This is a genomic window from Marinobacterium mangrovicola (genome assembly GCF_004339595.1).
GTDB classification, from domain to species: domain Bacteria; phylum Pseudomonadota; class Gammaproteobacteria; order Pseudomonadales; family Balneatricaceae; genus Marinobacterium_D; species Marinobacterium_D mangrovicola.
This window is the reverse complement of the sequence record NZ_SMFU01000007.1, coordinates 40297-53881: the sequence shown is the minus strand read 5'-3', so window position 1 is coordinate 53881 and position 13585 is coordinate 40297. Positions and strand designations below refer to the sequence as shown.

Annotated in this window: 13 protein-coding genes; 8 read left to right on the top strand and 5 right to left on the bottom strand. The window is 57.5% G+C overall.

Going from position 1 to position 13585, the window contains the following annotated elements:
* Window positions 1–40: 40 nt before the first annotated feature.
* Window positions 41–655, bottom strand: coding sequence for a LysE family translocator (locus CLV83_RS01165; protein ID WP_132286342.1), 615 nt, complete (start codon window positions 653–655; stop codon window positions 41–43).
* A gap of 131 nt (window positions 656–786) precedes the next feature.
* Here CLV83_RS01165 and CLV83_RS01160 point away from each other — a divergent pair, with 131 nt between their 5' ends.
* The 3 genes from CLV83_RS01160 to CLV83_RS01150 all read left to right on the top strand — a co-directional run bounded on the left by CLV83_RS01160 (window position 787) and on the right by CLV83_RS01150 (window position 2920).
* The gene (locus tag CLV83_RS01160; protein WP_132286339.1) at window positions 787–1317 is read left to right on the top strand and encodes a DUF2058 domain-containing protein; all 531 of its coding nucleotides are present in this window, start codon (window positions 787–789) and stop codon (window positions 1315–1317) included.
* A 79-nt stretch (window positions 1318–1396) separates the two neighbouring features.
* Window positions 1397–2029, top strand: coding sequence for a helix-turn-helix domain-containing protein (locus tag CLV83_RS01155; RefSeq protein WP_132286336.1), 633 nt, complete (start codon window positions 1397–1399; stop codon window positions 2027–2029).
* Between the two features lie 90 nt (window positions 2030–2119).
* Window positions 2120–2920, top strand: a complete 801-nt coding sequence (locus CLV83_RS01150) for a response regulator (protein WP_132286333.1) — start codon at window positions 2120–2122, stop codon at window positions 2918–2920.
* 159 nt (window positions 2921–3079) lie between these two features.
* Here CLV83_RS01150 and alr read toward each other — a convergent pair whose 3' ends face one another.
* Together alr and CLV83_RS01140 are read right to left on the bottom strand one after the other, a co-directional pair.
* Window positions 3080–4156 carry an alanine racemase gene (gene alr, locus CLV83_RS01145; RefSeq protein ID WP_132286330.1) on the bottom strand — a complete coding sequence of 359 codons (1077 nt, stop codon included), beginning with the start codon at window positions 4154–4156 and terminating at the stop codon, window positions 3080–3082.
* A gap of 23 nt (window positions 4157–4179) precedes the next feature.
* Entirely contained in the window at window positions 4180–4569 is a 390-nt protein-coding gene (locus CLV83_RS01140) for a RidA family protein (RefSeq protein WP_104002922.1), read from the bottom strand.
* Window positions 4570–4878: 309 nt separating this feature from the next.
* On the opposite strand from CLV83_RS01140, the gene CLV83_RS01135 reads away from it, so the two are divergent.
* The 4 genes from CLV83_RS01135 (at window position 4879) to CLV83_RS01120 (ending at window position 8711) form a co-directional block, all read left to right on the top strand.
* Window positions 4879–5379, top strand: coding sequence for an Lrp/AsnC ligand binding domain-containing protein (locus CLV83_RS01135; RefSeq protein WP_132286327.1), 501 nt, complete (start codon window positions 4879–4881; stop codon window positions 5377–5379).
* A 170-nt stretch (window positions 5380–5549) separates the two neighbouring features.
* Window positions 5550–6899, top strand: a complete 1350-nt coding sequence (locus CLV83_RS01130; protein ID WP_132286324.1) for an alanine/glycine:cation symporter family protein — start codon at window positions 5550–5552, stop codon at window positions 6897–6899.
* Window positions 6900–7035: 136 nt separating this feature from the next.
* A complete protein-coding gene (locus CLV83_RS01125) occupies window positions 7036–7797 on the top strand; it encodes a TlyA family RNA methyltransferase (protein WP_132286321.1) in 762 nt (253 codons plus the stop codon).
* Window positions 7794–8711: an RluA family pseudouridine synthase gene (locus CLV83_RS01120; protein ID WP_132286318.1), complete on the top strand. Its 918-nt coding sequence runs from the start codon at window positions 7794–7796 to the stop codon at window positions 8709–8711. The genes CLV83_RS01125 and CLV83_RS01120 overlap by 4 nt, the downstream gene beginning before the upstream one ends.
* A 68-nt stretch (window positions 8712–8779) precedes the next feature.
* On the opposite strand, the gene ftsZ is transcribed toward CLV83_RS01120, so the two are convergent.
* Window positions 8780–9979: a cell division protein FtsZ gene (ftsZ, locus tag CLV83_RS01115; protein WP_132286315.1), complete on the bottom strand. Its 1200-nt coding sequence runs from the start codon at window positions 9977–9979 to the stop codon at window positions 8780–8782.
* Window positions 9980–10113: 134 nt separating this feature from the next.
* Entirely contained in the window at window positions 10114–11376 is a 1263-nt protein-coding gene (gene ftsA / locus CLV83_RS01110) for a cell division protein FtsA (RefSeq protein ID WP_132286312.1), read from the bottom strand.
* Between the two features lie 510 nt (window positions 11377–11886).
* Here ftsA and CLV83_RS01105 point away from each other — a divergent pair.
* Entirely contained in the window at window positions 11887–13581 is a 1695-nt protein-coding gene (locus tag CLV83_RS01105; RefSeq protein WP_132286309.1) for a phosphoethanolamine transferase, read from the top strand.
* Window positions 13582–13585 lie beyond the last annotated feature (4 nt).

Below are 13585 nucleotides of genomic sequence, written 5' to 3'. Positions count from 1 at the left end.
ATACTTCGTGCGATCAGTGCCGCGACAACCAAAATACGCCTTAGAGAGTCACCACCCTTACCGCCAGCCCCACCAGCAACGCACCGGTGGCTCGTTCCACCAGCTTGGCGCGGCGCCTCAGGGCATTCAGCAAGCGGCGGTGTGACAGCAGCAGCGCCACCAGCGTATACCAGGCACCATCCACTATCGTGGCGGTCAGGACCATCACCCATTGGGCCAGCACACTCTGCTCGGCACTCACGAACTGGGAAAACAGCGCCATGAAGAACAGCGCGAGTTTGGGATTAAGCAGAGAAACCAGCGCACCGGCGCGGGCTGCGCCAAACAGGGAATGCACAGAACCATCAGCAACCTGCAGTGCCCCGCCCTCTCCAGCATGGCGCCAGGCCTGAACGCCCATATAGGCCAGGTAAGCGGCGCCGGCCCAGCTAAGGGTCAGATAAAGCGTCTGATGTTCGGCCACCAGCAGCGCCAGACCGTGCACGGTAAGGAAGGCCCAGAGCCCAACCCCTAGCGCATGGGACAGCCCCGCCACTACACCGTGGGCACGGCTGTTGCGCACCGTTTCACGCAGCACCACCGCGAGGCTCGGGCCCGGCGACATCGCCCCCATCACACAGACCAGCAGCAGGGAGCCCCAAAGCATCAACGACATCATCTATCCTTGGAATAGCGAAATTTAGCGCCATTATCCTCCGCTACGGGAGGTGTGTCACACTGCCCGTTCAACGTTAAACCGCCTTGGGGTATAGTTCCCGCCCCATCAAATTTTTTCGGAGTTTTGGCATGGCAATCTCACTCCAGGACCAGCTACTCAAAGCCGGAGTAGCCAACAAGCAACAGGCCAAGAAAGCCAAACAGGCGAAAAAGCAGCAGAAAAAAAGTAACACCCCGGACGAAAGCGTGAAGCAGCAGGCTGAGCTGGAAGCCGCCCGCAAGGCGAAAGCCGAGAAGGATCGCGAGCTAAACCGCCAGCGCCAGGAAGCCCAGGGCCAGAAAGCCGCGCTTGCCGAGGTGCGTCAGCTGATCGAACAGCACCGTGTCGCGCTGCCGAAGAACGGCGAAACCAAGTACAACTTTGTCTACGAATCCAAGATCAAGTCACTGTGGATAGATGACAGCCTGCTGAACCAGCTGGCCCGTGGGCAGCTGCGCGTAGCGGTGCTCGCCGACGGCTTCAACCTGATTCCGCGCGAGATCGTCGAGCGTATCGAGCAGCGCCTGCCTGGCACTGTTCTACCGATGCCGGAGCAGGATAAGCCGGATGAGGATGACCCGTACGCGGACTATCAGATCCCCGACGACCTGATGTGGTGATCACGCGCTCAAGGCAGAGTATACTTTCTGGAAACTTTGTTTCGTTTAATCGCCAGAACTTTCCTCTGTGGAGCGCTCGATGTCCGATCAGCCCCGATTTTTACAGCTGGACAAGCAAAACCTGCAGGTAGAACGGGCCGATTCTGACGCCCGCGTAGAGCCGCTTCAGCTCGGTCAGCGGGTGCGCGAGATCCGCCTCAGCCAGAATCTAACACTCGAAGAGGCCAGCAAACTGACCGGGCTGGCCCGCTCTACCCTGTCAAAGATCGAAAACGAACAGATCTCCCCCACCTTCAGCGCCGTGACCAAACTGGTCAACGGCCTGGGGATCGATATGCCCCAGCTGTTCACCCAACCCAAGCGTGAACGTGGCGGCGGCGGCCGGCGCGATATCACCCGCTTCGGCGAAGGTCGCCCCCATCCGACGCCAACCTACGAACATGAGCTGCTGGCCACCAGCCTGACGCGTAAAAAGATGATTCCCTATCGCACCCAGGTCAGAGCCCGGGACTTCGATGCCTACGGCGAGTGGGTTCGACATGATGGCGAGGAGTTCCTCTACGTGCTGGAAGGGGAAATCATGCTCTACACGGAGTTTTACGAGCCGATCCAGCTCAAGCAGGGTGACAGCGCCTACTACGACTGCGAAATGGGGCACGCACTGGTGTCACTCTCAGAGGAAGACGCCACCGTGATCTGGGTCACCGCCTGATCGCAACCTGCAGCCTCTCAGGGGCTGGCATTTACACCTCGCTACCGCTATTTTGTGTACACACAAAGCAACAGTAACGAGCACGCCCCCATGAGCCACCTCCAACTGGATGACCTGCAAATCCTGCTGATCGAACCATCAGCGATGCAACGCAAGCTCATTACGCAAGAGCTGGCCAAAGAGCAGGTGATGGAGATCGATGCCGTTGCCTCGATGCGTGAAGCGCTCGAACTGCTCGACCGCACCCACCCGGACCTGATCATCAGCGCACTGTACTACGATGATGGCTCGGCCGATCAGCTGCTGGAAAAGATTCGCGCCAGCGAGACCCTGAGCGATACCCCCTTCATGCTGATCTCCAGCGAACGCCGCCGTGCGCAGCTCGAGATTTTCAAGCAATCCGGTGTTATCGCCATCCTGCCCAAACCGTTCAATCACGATCACCTTCGCTCAGCCCTGAACGCCACCCTGGATATTCTCGATCAGAATGAAGTTGAGCTGGCCGAGATGGATATCAGTAGCGTCCGCACCCTGGTGGTGGACGACAGCCGCCTCGCACGCCGCCATATCATGCGGGTGCTGCAGAACCTGGGGATTCGCTACCTGACGGAAGCCTGTGACGGGAAAGAAGCGATCGGGATACTGCAACGGGAAACGGTGGACCTGGTGGTCACCGACTACAACATGCCGGAAGTGAACGGCGCGGAGCTGACAGAGTTTATCCGCCAGTCGCCACTCTATGCCCACCTGCCGGTGCTGATGGTAACCTCAGAGGCGCAGGACGCTCATCTGCAGTCGATCAGCCAGTCCGGCGTGGATGCCATGGCTGACAAACCCTTCGAGCCGGAAACGGTGAAGCAACTGCTCTTGCGTCTGCTTAACCGCCCCTGATTAGCGGGGGGGGGGTTACCAAACCACCACGGATGATCGCTGCAAGGTCGCCGCACCTGCGGGAAACACCCCGGCAGGAGGCGCGCCCTCGCACCGATTGATCGACAACAGGGTGGTCATCCCCCGCTACGATCAACCGGAAAGACCCGCTTAGCGGTATCAGCTGTAGTAGCGCGGTACTCGCGGTGTCAGACAGGTGACCATCGTATAGGGGATGGTATCGCACCAGACAGCCACTTCAGCCACAGACAGCTGCTTGCCGAACAGCTCCACACGATCGCCAATCTCCACCCTATCCAGATCAGTGACATCGATGGTCATCATATCCATGGATACGCGCCCGGCCACAGCCGCTCTCTGACCGTTTATAACCACCGGCGTACCGTTTTTGGCATGACGCGGATAGCCGTCGCCGTAGCCCATGGCGATGGTAGCAATACGGGTCGGACGTTCACAGACAAAGGTGCCGCCGTAGCCAACCGACTCTCCCGGAGCCACATCACGCAGTGCGATCACCTCAGTACTCAGTGTCATTGCCGCCTGCAGCTGGTCGGCTACCGGGTTCGGCTCCATAAACGGCGTGGCGCCGTATAGCATCATCCCCGGGCGTACCCAGTTCCGGTGTGCCTGCGGCCAGGCCATCACCGCCGCTGAATTGGACAAACAGGCAGCCAGCCCTTCAACGCCAACGACCGATGCGAAGGCTTCCAGCTGGTGCTGGGTAGCGGCCTCAGCCGGCTCATCAGAGCGGGCGAAGTGAGTCATCAGAATCACTTCAGAGACACAGGAGAGCGCCTGCAAACGAGACACCACAGCCGCCACTTCAGCTGGCTGAAAGCCAAGTCGATGCATGCCGGAGTCGATTTTCAGAAACACCGGGAAACGGTTACGCAGCTCGGCCTGTTCCAGTGCCTGCAACTGATGCTCGCTGTGCACGGCGGGCCAGAAATTCTCACTGTCCACCAGAGACAGTTCATCCGCGTCGAAGCAGCCCTCAAGCAACATAATCGGCTTGGTGATACCCGCTTCACGCAGTTGTATCGCTTCTTCAATACAGGCCACACCGAAAGCCGGCACTTCGGCTTCCAGAGTTTTAGCGACCTGAACAGCACCGTGGCCATAACCGTTGGCCTTGACGATGGCTGCTGCCTGGGCCTGGGGCGCTTGTCCGCAGGCCAGGCTGTAATTATGCCGGATCGCCTTGAGATCCACATCGGCACGTACTTTACGACTCATTGATCCTCCTCCGTCGGCACCTGTTACTCGCCGGTAACCAGGATGCCCTCGATTTCTACATCTACGCCTTTCGGCAGCTGCTTCACCGCGTAGGCGGCGCGCGCCGGGTACGGCTCAGTGAAATGACGGGTCATCACTTCGTTAACCGCGGCAAAATGATCCATATCGGACAGGAGAATAGTCAGTTTGACGATATCACCCAGGTTACCGCCCGCAGCTTCGGCGACGGCGGACAGGTTCTGAAACACCTGCTCGGCCTGAGCTTCAAAAGACTCGGTGACCACTTCCATGGTTTCCGGAACCAGCGGAATCTGACCAGACAGATAGACGGTGTTACCCACCTTGATGGCCTGGGAATAAGGACCGATAGCGGCCGGGGCCTTATCTGTAGAAATAACGCTCTTGTTGGACATACTCTATCCTTTTATAAAGCTTTGATAGGGATTAAAAACGGAGGAGGATCCGAGGCGACTATCTTCGCTCAATCGCCCTCGTTCTGTCAGCCCGTATCCGAAACAGCGGAGTCAAATCACGTCACTACCGGGACAGATGCAAGGATCCCGGTGATCTTGTAGCATTTGACTCATGGCGCGCACGCCAGGAGCCGCGCGGCGCAGAGCATTCATTCTAAGGGAAGAGTAAGAACATTTTTTTGTGAATTTGCCGAGTTCACGCTAACATAAACTGGAATTTAGATAGATTTCAGAGAATAAATCCAAAAAATGGCGCAAAATCAAAAAGCACGAAAGCTCGACAGGATTGATCGTAACATCCTGACTATTCTGCAGCAGGAAGGACGTATCTCCTACACCGAGCTGGCCGACCGCGTAGGTCTGTCTACCACTCCCTGCATGGAAAGGGTCAAACGCCTGGAGCGCGACGGTGTCATCACCGGCTATCACGCCCGCCTGAACCCGGACATGCTCGACTATAACCTGCTGGTATTTGTCGAGATCGCCCTGTCATACCAATCACCGGACGCTTTCGAGAAATTCAACAAGGCGGTGGAAAACCTGCCCTATATCCTGGAATGCCACCTGGTATCCGGCGATGCCGATTATCTGCTGAAAGCGCGCCTGCACGACATGTCACAGTATCGCGAACTGCTCGGCCAGATGCTGCTGACGCTGCCCGGGGTAAAAAACTCCAAGAGCTACATCGTCATGGAAGAGGTCAAGGAGCACTCCACCCTTCCCACCTCTGCAGGCCTGCGGGAGGAGTAAGCCTCCCCCCGCCCTGCATTAAGACCGACTCCAGATCAAAAGCGCTGCCCTACCATCTTGCCATCCTGACGTCAGACCACGAAAATGCACGCCCTTCGAATGGCGTTCGCCTGAACATGCCATTTTCGTGCTATATAAAATGAATCACCCACCCGCATGGAGAATCATTCATGGAAGCTCTGGTATCCCTGATATCCAGCATTAACGGCGTTGTCTGGGGGCCGCTGATGCTGATCCTTATCCTGGGCGTTGGCTTTTTCCTCTCTCTCGGTCTGAAACTGATGCCTATTCTGAAAATAGGCACCGGTTTCCGACTGCTCTGGAGCGGTCGCAAGGCATCCGCTGACGACGAATCCCAGGGGGAGATCCCCCCGTTCCAGGCGCTGATGACCGCCCTGTCGGCCACGGTCGGTACGGGTAACATCGCCGGTGTTGCCACCGCCATCTTCCTCGGCGGCCCTGGTGCGTTGTTCTGGATGTGGATCACCGCCCTGATCGGCCTGGCCACCAAGTACTCCGAAGCGGTTCTCGCGGTTAAATACCGTGAAACCGACGAGCGCGGCAATCATGTCGGCGGCCCGATGTACTACATACGTAACGGCCTGGGTAAAAACTGGGCCTGGCTCGGCGTGGCCTTTGCGATCTTCGGTGCCTGCGCAGGTTTTGGTATCGGCAACACCGTACAGTCCAACTCTGTAGCTGACGTACTGGAAACCACCTTCGACATCCCAACCTGGATCAGCGGCCTGATCATCATGGTGCTGGTCGGCGCGGTACTGCTCGGCGGCATCAAGCGTATCGGCCACGTTGCCGGCGCTCTGGTACCATTCATGGCGATCTCTTATATCGTTGCCGGCATCATCGTTCTGGCCATCAACGCCGCGGAACTGCCCCATGCACTCAACCTGATCTTTACCCATGCATTCTCTCCGGCTGCGGCCGAAGGCGGCTTCGCCGGTGCGGCTGTTTGGGCTGCGATCCGCTTCGGTGTGGCGCGCGGTGTGTTCTCCAACGAAGCGGGCCTGGGTTCTGCACCTATTGCCCATGCCGCTGCACAGACCAAAGACCCTGTACGTCAGGGTCTGGTGGCGATGCTGGGTACCTTTATCGACACCCTGATCGTCTGCACCATCACCGGCCTGGTTATCGTCAGCTCCGGTGAATGGACCAGCGGTGCCGAAGGTGCCTCACTGACCAGCGCTGCCTTTGCACACGCACTGCCCTCGTTCGGTAACTATCTGGTGGCGATCGCGCTGGCAATCTTCGCATTCACCACCATTATTGGCTGGTCGTTCTACGGTGAACGCTGCGTCGAATTCCTGTTCGGCGTTAAAGCGATCATTCCCTACCGTGTCCTGTGGATCATCGCGATTCCGGTGGGCGCCACCCTGAGCCTGGATTTCGTCTGGCTGGTAGCGGATACCCTGAACGCCATGATGGCGATCCCCAACCTGATCGCCCTGGCGCTGCTCAGCCCGGTGGTGTTCAAGCTGACCCGCGAATACTTCGACAAACACTGATCGCTTAGCCGATTATCGCCGGGCGCCCAGCGGGGCTGCCCGGCACCCTCCCCCCCATTGCCCTCCCCTTTCTGCCTATTCCTCCTGCCTCGCCAAAACCGCTATACTTGCCCGCTTTCCACGATTCGGATCGAGCATGCAACGCCTGGATATTCTGCTGGTTGAACGCGGTCTGGTAAGCAGTCGCGCCCGCGCCCAACGCCTGATCAAAGAGGGGCGGATCAAAGTAAACCTTAATCACTGGCAGGTGGCGCAAAAGCCGGGCCTGAAGCTGCCCTTCGATACCGAGATCGAGATCGAAGAGGACGAAAGCGACCGCTACGTTTCCCGCGGAGCACTCAAGCTGATCCCGTCGCTGGAAAGTTTTGCCCCCAATCTTGACGACCTCAGCGCACTGGATGTGGGGCAATCCACCGGAGGCTTCACCGACTGCCTGCTGCAGCGAGGTATCACACGCGTTGTCGGCATAGAGGTGGGCCACGATCAGTTGGCGCCAAACCTGCGGCAAGATCCGAGAGTGACCTGCATCGAGGGTTACAACGCCCGCAACCTGGGCAGCGATGTACTCCTACACAACCAGGGCGAAGCCTTCGATCTGGCGGTCATGGATGTGTCATTTATTTCCCAGACACTGATTCTCGAAGGACTTGCCGGGTTGCTGAAACCCGGCGGCCTACTGTTCAGCCTGGTAAAACCTCAATTTGAGCTGGGGCGCGAGCATATCGGCAAAAATGGCCTGGTCCGCGATGAGAGCCTTTATCCGGCGCTTAGAACAAAGATGGAAAAGCTGCTGAGCGAGCTCGGCTTCACCCTGTTGAATTACACCGACAGCCCTATCCGGGGCGGTGACGGCAACCGCGAATTCATGCTCGTCGCCCGCAAAAAGGACAACCGATGACCGGCAAACTGCACCTGGAACTGAGCGTCGATCAGCAACACAACGGACGCAAGGCGTCCGACTTTCTCGCGGAGGCCTCCGGCCTGCCGAAACAGCGTATCAAGGATGCCATGACCAAGGGCGCCGTCTGGCTGCGCCGTGGGCGCAACCGTAAGCGCCTGAGAAAGGTGACCGAAGCGCTGAAAAACGGCGACAGCCTGATGCTGTTCTACGATGCCGACCTGCTCTCCCGCGTGGCCGAGCCGCCCGTTTGCCTGCACGATGCCCGCGGCTACTCGGTCTGGTTCAAGCCAGCTGGCATCCTTTCCCAGGGCAACGATTATGGCGACCATCTTTCCCTGCTGAGACTGGCCGAGCAGATTCTGGAACCCAAACGTGGTGCATTTCCGGTGCATCGACTGGACCGGGAAACCGCAGGGCTGGTGCTGGTGGCGCATAAAGCTGGCGTTGCTGCCCAGCTTTCGGCGCTGTTCCGTGATAATCAGGTGGATAAAACCTATCTGGCACGGGTGCTCGGCCACACGCCGGACAGCGGCACCATTGAAGCCAGGCTGGATGGAAAAAACGCGCGTACGCATTATGTCCGCGTGGATTACGATCCGCAGAACGATATTGCAGAACTGGAAGTGAAGATCGATACCGGGCGCACCCACCAGATCAGACGCCATCTGGCCGGCATCGGCCATCCGGTGATTGGGGACCCCCGTTACGGACAGGGCAACAAGAACAGAGCAGGCCTGCAGCTATGGGCCAAGGCACTGGCCTTTACCTGTCCGCTACGCCGTCAGAACGCGAGCTTTGAGCTCTCGCCGGAGTTTCTTGCGAAAAACGCCCACTACACCCCGCTAACCAGCCTGAACAGCTGCAGCGAGAATGAGGTCAGCACTCCGGAGCAAACGAAAAAACCCGCCTGATAAATGCAGAAATCAGGCGGGAAACCTGGACGGTCGTAAGACCGCTTCAGTTAGGCTAAGGGTCTAACTCAGTCAGCCTGGCGTCGCAGAAACGCCGGGATGTCCAGAAAGTCCATATCATCGGTACCGGTGCGCTTCATCTCGCCCTGGTGTTCGGATTCGGGCGCAGCCTTGGGCTTGGCGCGTTCTTCGCTCTGACGATTGCGCATCACGGTAGGCAGCTCCATCTGGGAGAAGTCCGTGGTCACGCTCTTGGTGGAACGGGCGTGCGTGCGGGTATCGCCATTAACGACCCGGGCCTCAGCGCCCTGAGCCTTGGCCAGACCGGTGGCAACAACGGTTACCTTGAGCTCTTCGGTCATATCCGGATCGATAACGGTACCGACCACGATGGTGGCGTTTTCAGAGGCGTACTCTTCGACCAGATCACCAATTTCGGAGAACTCACCGAGACCCAGATCCATACCGGCGGTGATATTCACCAGGATGCCGCTGGCACCTTTCAGGTCCACATCTTCCAGCAACGGGCTGTTGATAGCGGCCAGGGTCGCTTCTTCGGCGCGGCTGTCGCCACGCGCCTTGCCCGTGCCCATCATCGCCATGCCCATCTCGGACATTACGGTGCGCACATCAGCGAAGTCGACGTTGATCATACCCGGACGGATGATCAGATCGGCAATACCCTGTACCGCGCCCTTGAGAACGTCGTTGGCGGTGCTAAACGCCTGCAGCAGGCTGCAGTTTTTGCCCAGTACCGGCAGCAGTTTTTCGTTCGGGATAATAATCAGGGAGTCGACGCTCTCCTGCAGTTCGCGGATCCCCTGATCAGCGATCTTCATCCGCTTGCGGCCCTCGAACGGGAACGGACGGGTAACCACGGCAACGGTAAGAATACCCATTTCACGGGCCACTTCGGCCACGATCGGCGCAGCACCTGTGCCGGTACCGCCGCCCATGCCTGCAGTGATAAACACCATATCGGCGCCGGAAAGCGCCTCGGCGATACGGTCACGATCTTCCATGGCGGCGGAGCGGCCTACCTCCGGATTGGCACCCGCTCCGAGACCCTTGGTCAGTTCTCCACCAATATGCAACACGGTGCGGGCGGACATTTTGCTCAGCGCCTGGGCGTCGGTGTTCGCACAGATGAACTCCACCCCTTCAACTTCTGAAGTCACCATGTGATCGACGGCATTACCGCCACCACCACCGACGCCCACCACCTTGATAACCGCACTCTGCGGCACGCTATCAACCAGTTCAAACATATCTGCATCTCCTTCCAGGTTTTTCCGTCCCCGATTCTGCGTCGGGTTCCTGCACTATTTAAAAAGTCGTTCTTACCCAGCCACCATTAAAAAGTGACTGCCGATCCATATTCACCGCTCTGCTGGCGGCTTTATCAGAAATTCCCCTGCAACCAGGCTTTCATGCGCCCAAACATACCGGGAAACTCAAACCGGCTGGAGGAATCCAGCTCTTCCGGTGTACGTGCCGCCAACGGGGCAGCTTCCACCGAGCCCACCGATTCCCGGGCGTAATGCAGCAGCCCGATGGCGGTGGCATAAATCGGATTGCGCAGCAGCTCTTCCATACCACGCACACCCTGAGGGCGGGACAGGCGCACCGGCATATGGAAGATCTCTTCCGCCAGCTCCACCGCCCCTTCCATCTTCGAGGTACCGCCGGTCAGCACGATGCCGCCAGCGATCAGATCTTCAAACCCGGAACGGCGCAGTTCCGCCTGCACCAGATTGAACAGCTCTTCGTAGCGAGGCTCCACCACCTCCGCCAGCGCCTGACGCGACAGATCACGCGCAGGGCGGTCACCGACGCTCGGCACCTTGATCACTTCGTCGGCACGGGTCAGCTGCGCCAGGGCACAGGCGTACTTGATCTTCAGCTGCTCTGCATTGATCGTCGGCGTACGCAGCGCCATGGCGATATCGTTGGTCACCTGATCACCGGCAATGGGAATGACCGCCGTGTGACGAATCGCGCCGTGGGTATATACCGCGATATCGGTGGTACCGCCGCCGATATCCACCATGCAGACACCCAGATCCATCTCGTCATCGGTAAGGACCGCATGACTGGATGCCAGCTGCTCCAGCACTACCGCGTCCACTTCCAGGCCGCAACGGCGGATACATTTTTCGATATTCTGGATCGAGTTGATCGACCCGCTGACCAGATGAACCTTGGCCTCCAGGCGCACACCGGACATACCCAGGGGTTCGCGAATCCCCTCCTGATTATCGATCAGGTACTCCTGCGGCAGGATATGCAGGATTTTCTGGTCCGCCGGAATAGCCACAGCCCGGGCCGCATCGATCACCCGCTCCAGGTCATATTCATTCACTTCACGGTCACGTACAGCGACGATGCCGTGGGAGTTCATGCTGCTGATATGGCTGCCGGCGATCCCTACGGTCACCGAGTGGATCTTGCAGCCGGCCATCAGTTCGGCCTCTTCTACCGCGCGCTGAATAGAGGCGACAGTAGATTCAATATTGACGACGACGCCGCGCTTCAGCCCCTGAGATGGCTGGGAGCTGAAACCTACGATTTCGATATCGCCGCCCGGTGTGATTTCACCCACCAGACACACCACTTTGGATGTGCCGATATCGAGCGCCACTATCATGTTATTTGCGATCGTCATATTTGTCCGTGTCCGGATATCTGATATTGCGTTGGGAATCCGACCCTGAGGAATTTCTAGCAATTTACAGGCCAGGCCGAAAACCCTGTTCCCCAATGGTCTTCGAGAGCAAGTATTGCGTACCGGTGATTAAAAAAGCAACAAGGTGATATTCCACCATATCGGCAGTTTTTTGCCGTTCTAAAGGGCAAATCCGTTGTATTTCAAAAAAATAGAATTGCCGGAGGTGAAAACTTTTGCCGCTTACCAATTAGTCCGTCAAAAAACTTTCATGTGGTTTTCTAAATATAAAATCAATATTCAATTTTGAATAACAGACGAATAATCAAAATTTAATTTTGACGTTTTGCAAAATATTCAATATTTAATTTTGATTTTTCATAGAAATTTCAATATTTGATATTGATTTTAAGCGCGGATACTCAGCCTCTGTATACCGCTTTCACGTTCCGCTCACACAGTCCTCTCTACGCTCTACGTCACCATCGTTATCAATCTCAGGTTTCGAAGATGACCCGATTCAGGCTCCCCACCCTCCCCACACTCAGCCCGCTGACCTACTCGGCCCTGCTGACGCTGGTTCTAGCACTGCTGTACAACGCACCACTGTGGCAACTTATTCTCGACCAGAGCTACCCCAGCGATCTAAAACGCTGGGGTTTTACGCTCGCTTTTTTCAGCTTTATCTATGCCGTATTGCAGCTGTGTATGGGCCTGTTTTGCTGGCGCCAGATAATCAAGCCACTGGCGATTTTCCTGATTCTCAGCTCCAGCTCGATCAGCTATTTCATGCAGAGTTACGGCATAGTGATAGACAAGGGGATGGTGCAGAACCTGTTTCAGACCGATGTGGCTGAAGCCGGCGAGCTGCTGAGTTCCGGGTTGATTCTGCATCTGTTGCTGACCGGGCTGCTGCCAGCGCTAGTGTTTTTGCTGATCCCGATTAAAAAGGTGGCCCCACTGCGCATGCTCGCCCTTCAGTCCGCCAACCTGTTCGCCTGTCTGGCGCTGATCGGCCTCAACGCGGGCATGCTCTACAAAGATTACTCCTCCCTGTTCCGTAACCACCGCGAAGTGCGCAACCTGGCCGTGCCATCCAACTTTTTATACTACGGTGGTCGCTACCTGGCCGGTGCCTATGATCCTGAAGATCACAGTTTTGAGGTTATTGGTGCGGATGCACGCCGTGTGGCTAACCCACTGCAGCCGGTCACCAGCAGTCCCCGCTCCGACCTGATGGTCTTGGTGGTCGGTGAAACCGCCCGTGCGGACCACTTCTCGCTGAACGGCTATGATCGCGATACCAACCCGGAACTGGAGCAGCGCAACGTGATCAGCTTCAGCCAGGTTGAATCCTGCGGCACCGCCACGGCAGTCTCTCTACCCTGTATGTTCTCCTTCCTCGGGCGTGATCACTTCGATGACACCAGGGCGCGTTTCCAAAGCAATGTGCTCGACGTAATGAGCAGCGCCAAGATCGATCTGCTCTGGCGCGATAACAACTCAGGCTGCAAGGGCGTCTGCGAACGTATCCCCAGCGAAGAGCCAAAGCAGTTCGTGGTCGATGCCGATTGCGCGGATGGTGAGTGCTTCGATGAGTCAATGCTGAACCGCCTGGATGAGTTCCTCAACCAGGATAGCGGTCCGAAACTGCTGGTACTGCACCAGAAAGGTAGCCACGGGCCCGCTTACTACAAGCGCGTGCCGGAGAATTTTCAGCGCTACACGCCGGTGTGTGAAAGCAGTGAACTGCAGACCTGCAGCGCCGCGGATATCGTCAACGCCTATGACAATACGATTCTCTATACCGACCATTTTCTCGCCAGCGTGATCGACTACCTGAAAACCAAGCAGGCGAACTACAACACCGCGATGCTTTACCTGTCGGATCACGGCGAGTCATTGGGCGAGAATAATCTCTACCTGCACGGCATGCCCTGGCTGCTGGCACCGGATGCGCAGAAACATGTACCGATGGTTTTTTGGTCATCCGAAAGCTTCCGTAACAGCCGCGGTATCGACCAGACCTGCCTGCAGGGAATGAAAGACAAGGCGTTGAGCCAGGATTATCTGCCCCACTCGCTGCTCGGCCTGATGCAGGTTTCTACCAACGCCTACCAGCCGGAACTGGATATGTTTGCCAGCTGCCGCCAGAGCGAAAGCCAGCTGGCACTGCAACCGGTGAGCGCCGATCAGGCGGGTTAAGCCA

Excerpts from the sequence above, each read along its gene's own strand:
- CLV83_RS01130 (WP_132286324.1), top strand. The coding sequence starts at position 5,550 with ATGGAAGCTCTGGTATCCCTGATATCCAGCATTAACGGCGTTGTCTGG.
- CLV83_RS01150 (WP_132286333.1), top strand. The coding sequence starts at position 2,120 with ATGAGCCACCTCCAACTGGATGACCTGCAAATCCTGCTGATCGAACCA.
- CLV83_RS01125 (WP_132286321.1), top strand. The coding sequence starts at position 7,036 with ATGCAACGCCTGGATATTCTGCTGGTTGAACGCGGTCTGGTAAGCAGT.
- CLV83_RS01160 (WP_132286339.1), top strand. The coding sequence starts at position 787 with ATGGCAATCTCACTCCAGGACCAGCTACTCAAAGCCGGAGTAGCCAAC.
- CLV83_RS01120 (WP_132286318.1), top strand. The coding sequence starts at position 7,794 with ATGACCGGCAAACTGCACCTGGAACTGAGCGTCGATCAGCAACACAAC.
- ftsA (WP_132286312.1), bottom strand. The coding sequence starts at position 11,376 with ATGACGATCGCAAATAACATGATAGTGGCGCTCGATATCGGCACATCC.
- CLV83_RS01140 (WP_104002922.1), bottom strand. The coding sequence starts at position 4,569 with ATGTCCAACAAGAGCGTTATTTCTACAGATAAGGCCCCGGCCGCTATC.
- CLV83_RS01135 (WP_132286327.1), top strand. The coding sequence starts at position 4,879 with ATGGCGCAAAATCAAAAAGCACGAAAGCTCGACAGGATTGATCGTAAC.
- CLV83_RS01155 (WP_132286336.1), top strand. The coding sequence starts at position 1,397 with ATGTCCGATCAGCCCCGATTTTTACAGCTGGACAAGCAAAACCTGCAG.
- CLV83_RS01105 (WP_132286309.1), top strand. The coding sequence starts at position 11,887 with ATGACCCGATTCAGGCTCCCCACCCTCCCCACACTCAGCCCGCTGACC.
- CLV83_RS01165 (WP_132286342.1), bottom strand. The coding sequence starts at position 655 with ATGTCGTTGATGCTTTGGGGCTCCCTGCTGCTGGTCTGTGTGATGGGG.
- ftsZ (WP_132286315.1), bottom strand. The coding sequence starts at position 9,979 with ATGTTTGAACTGGTTGATAGCGTGCCGCAGAGTGCGGTTATCAAGGTG.
- alr (WP_132286330.1), bottom strand. The coding sequence starts at position 4,156 with ATGAGTCGTAAAGTACGTGCCGATGTGGATCTCAAGGCGATCCGGCAT.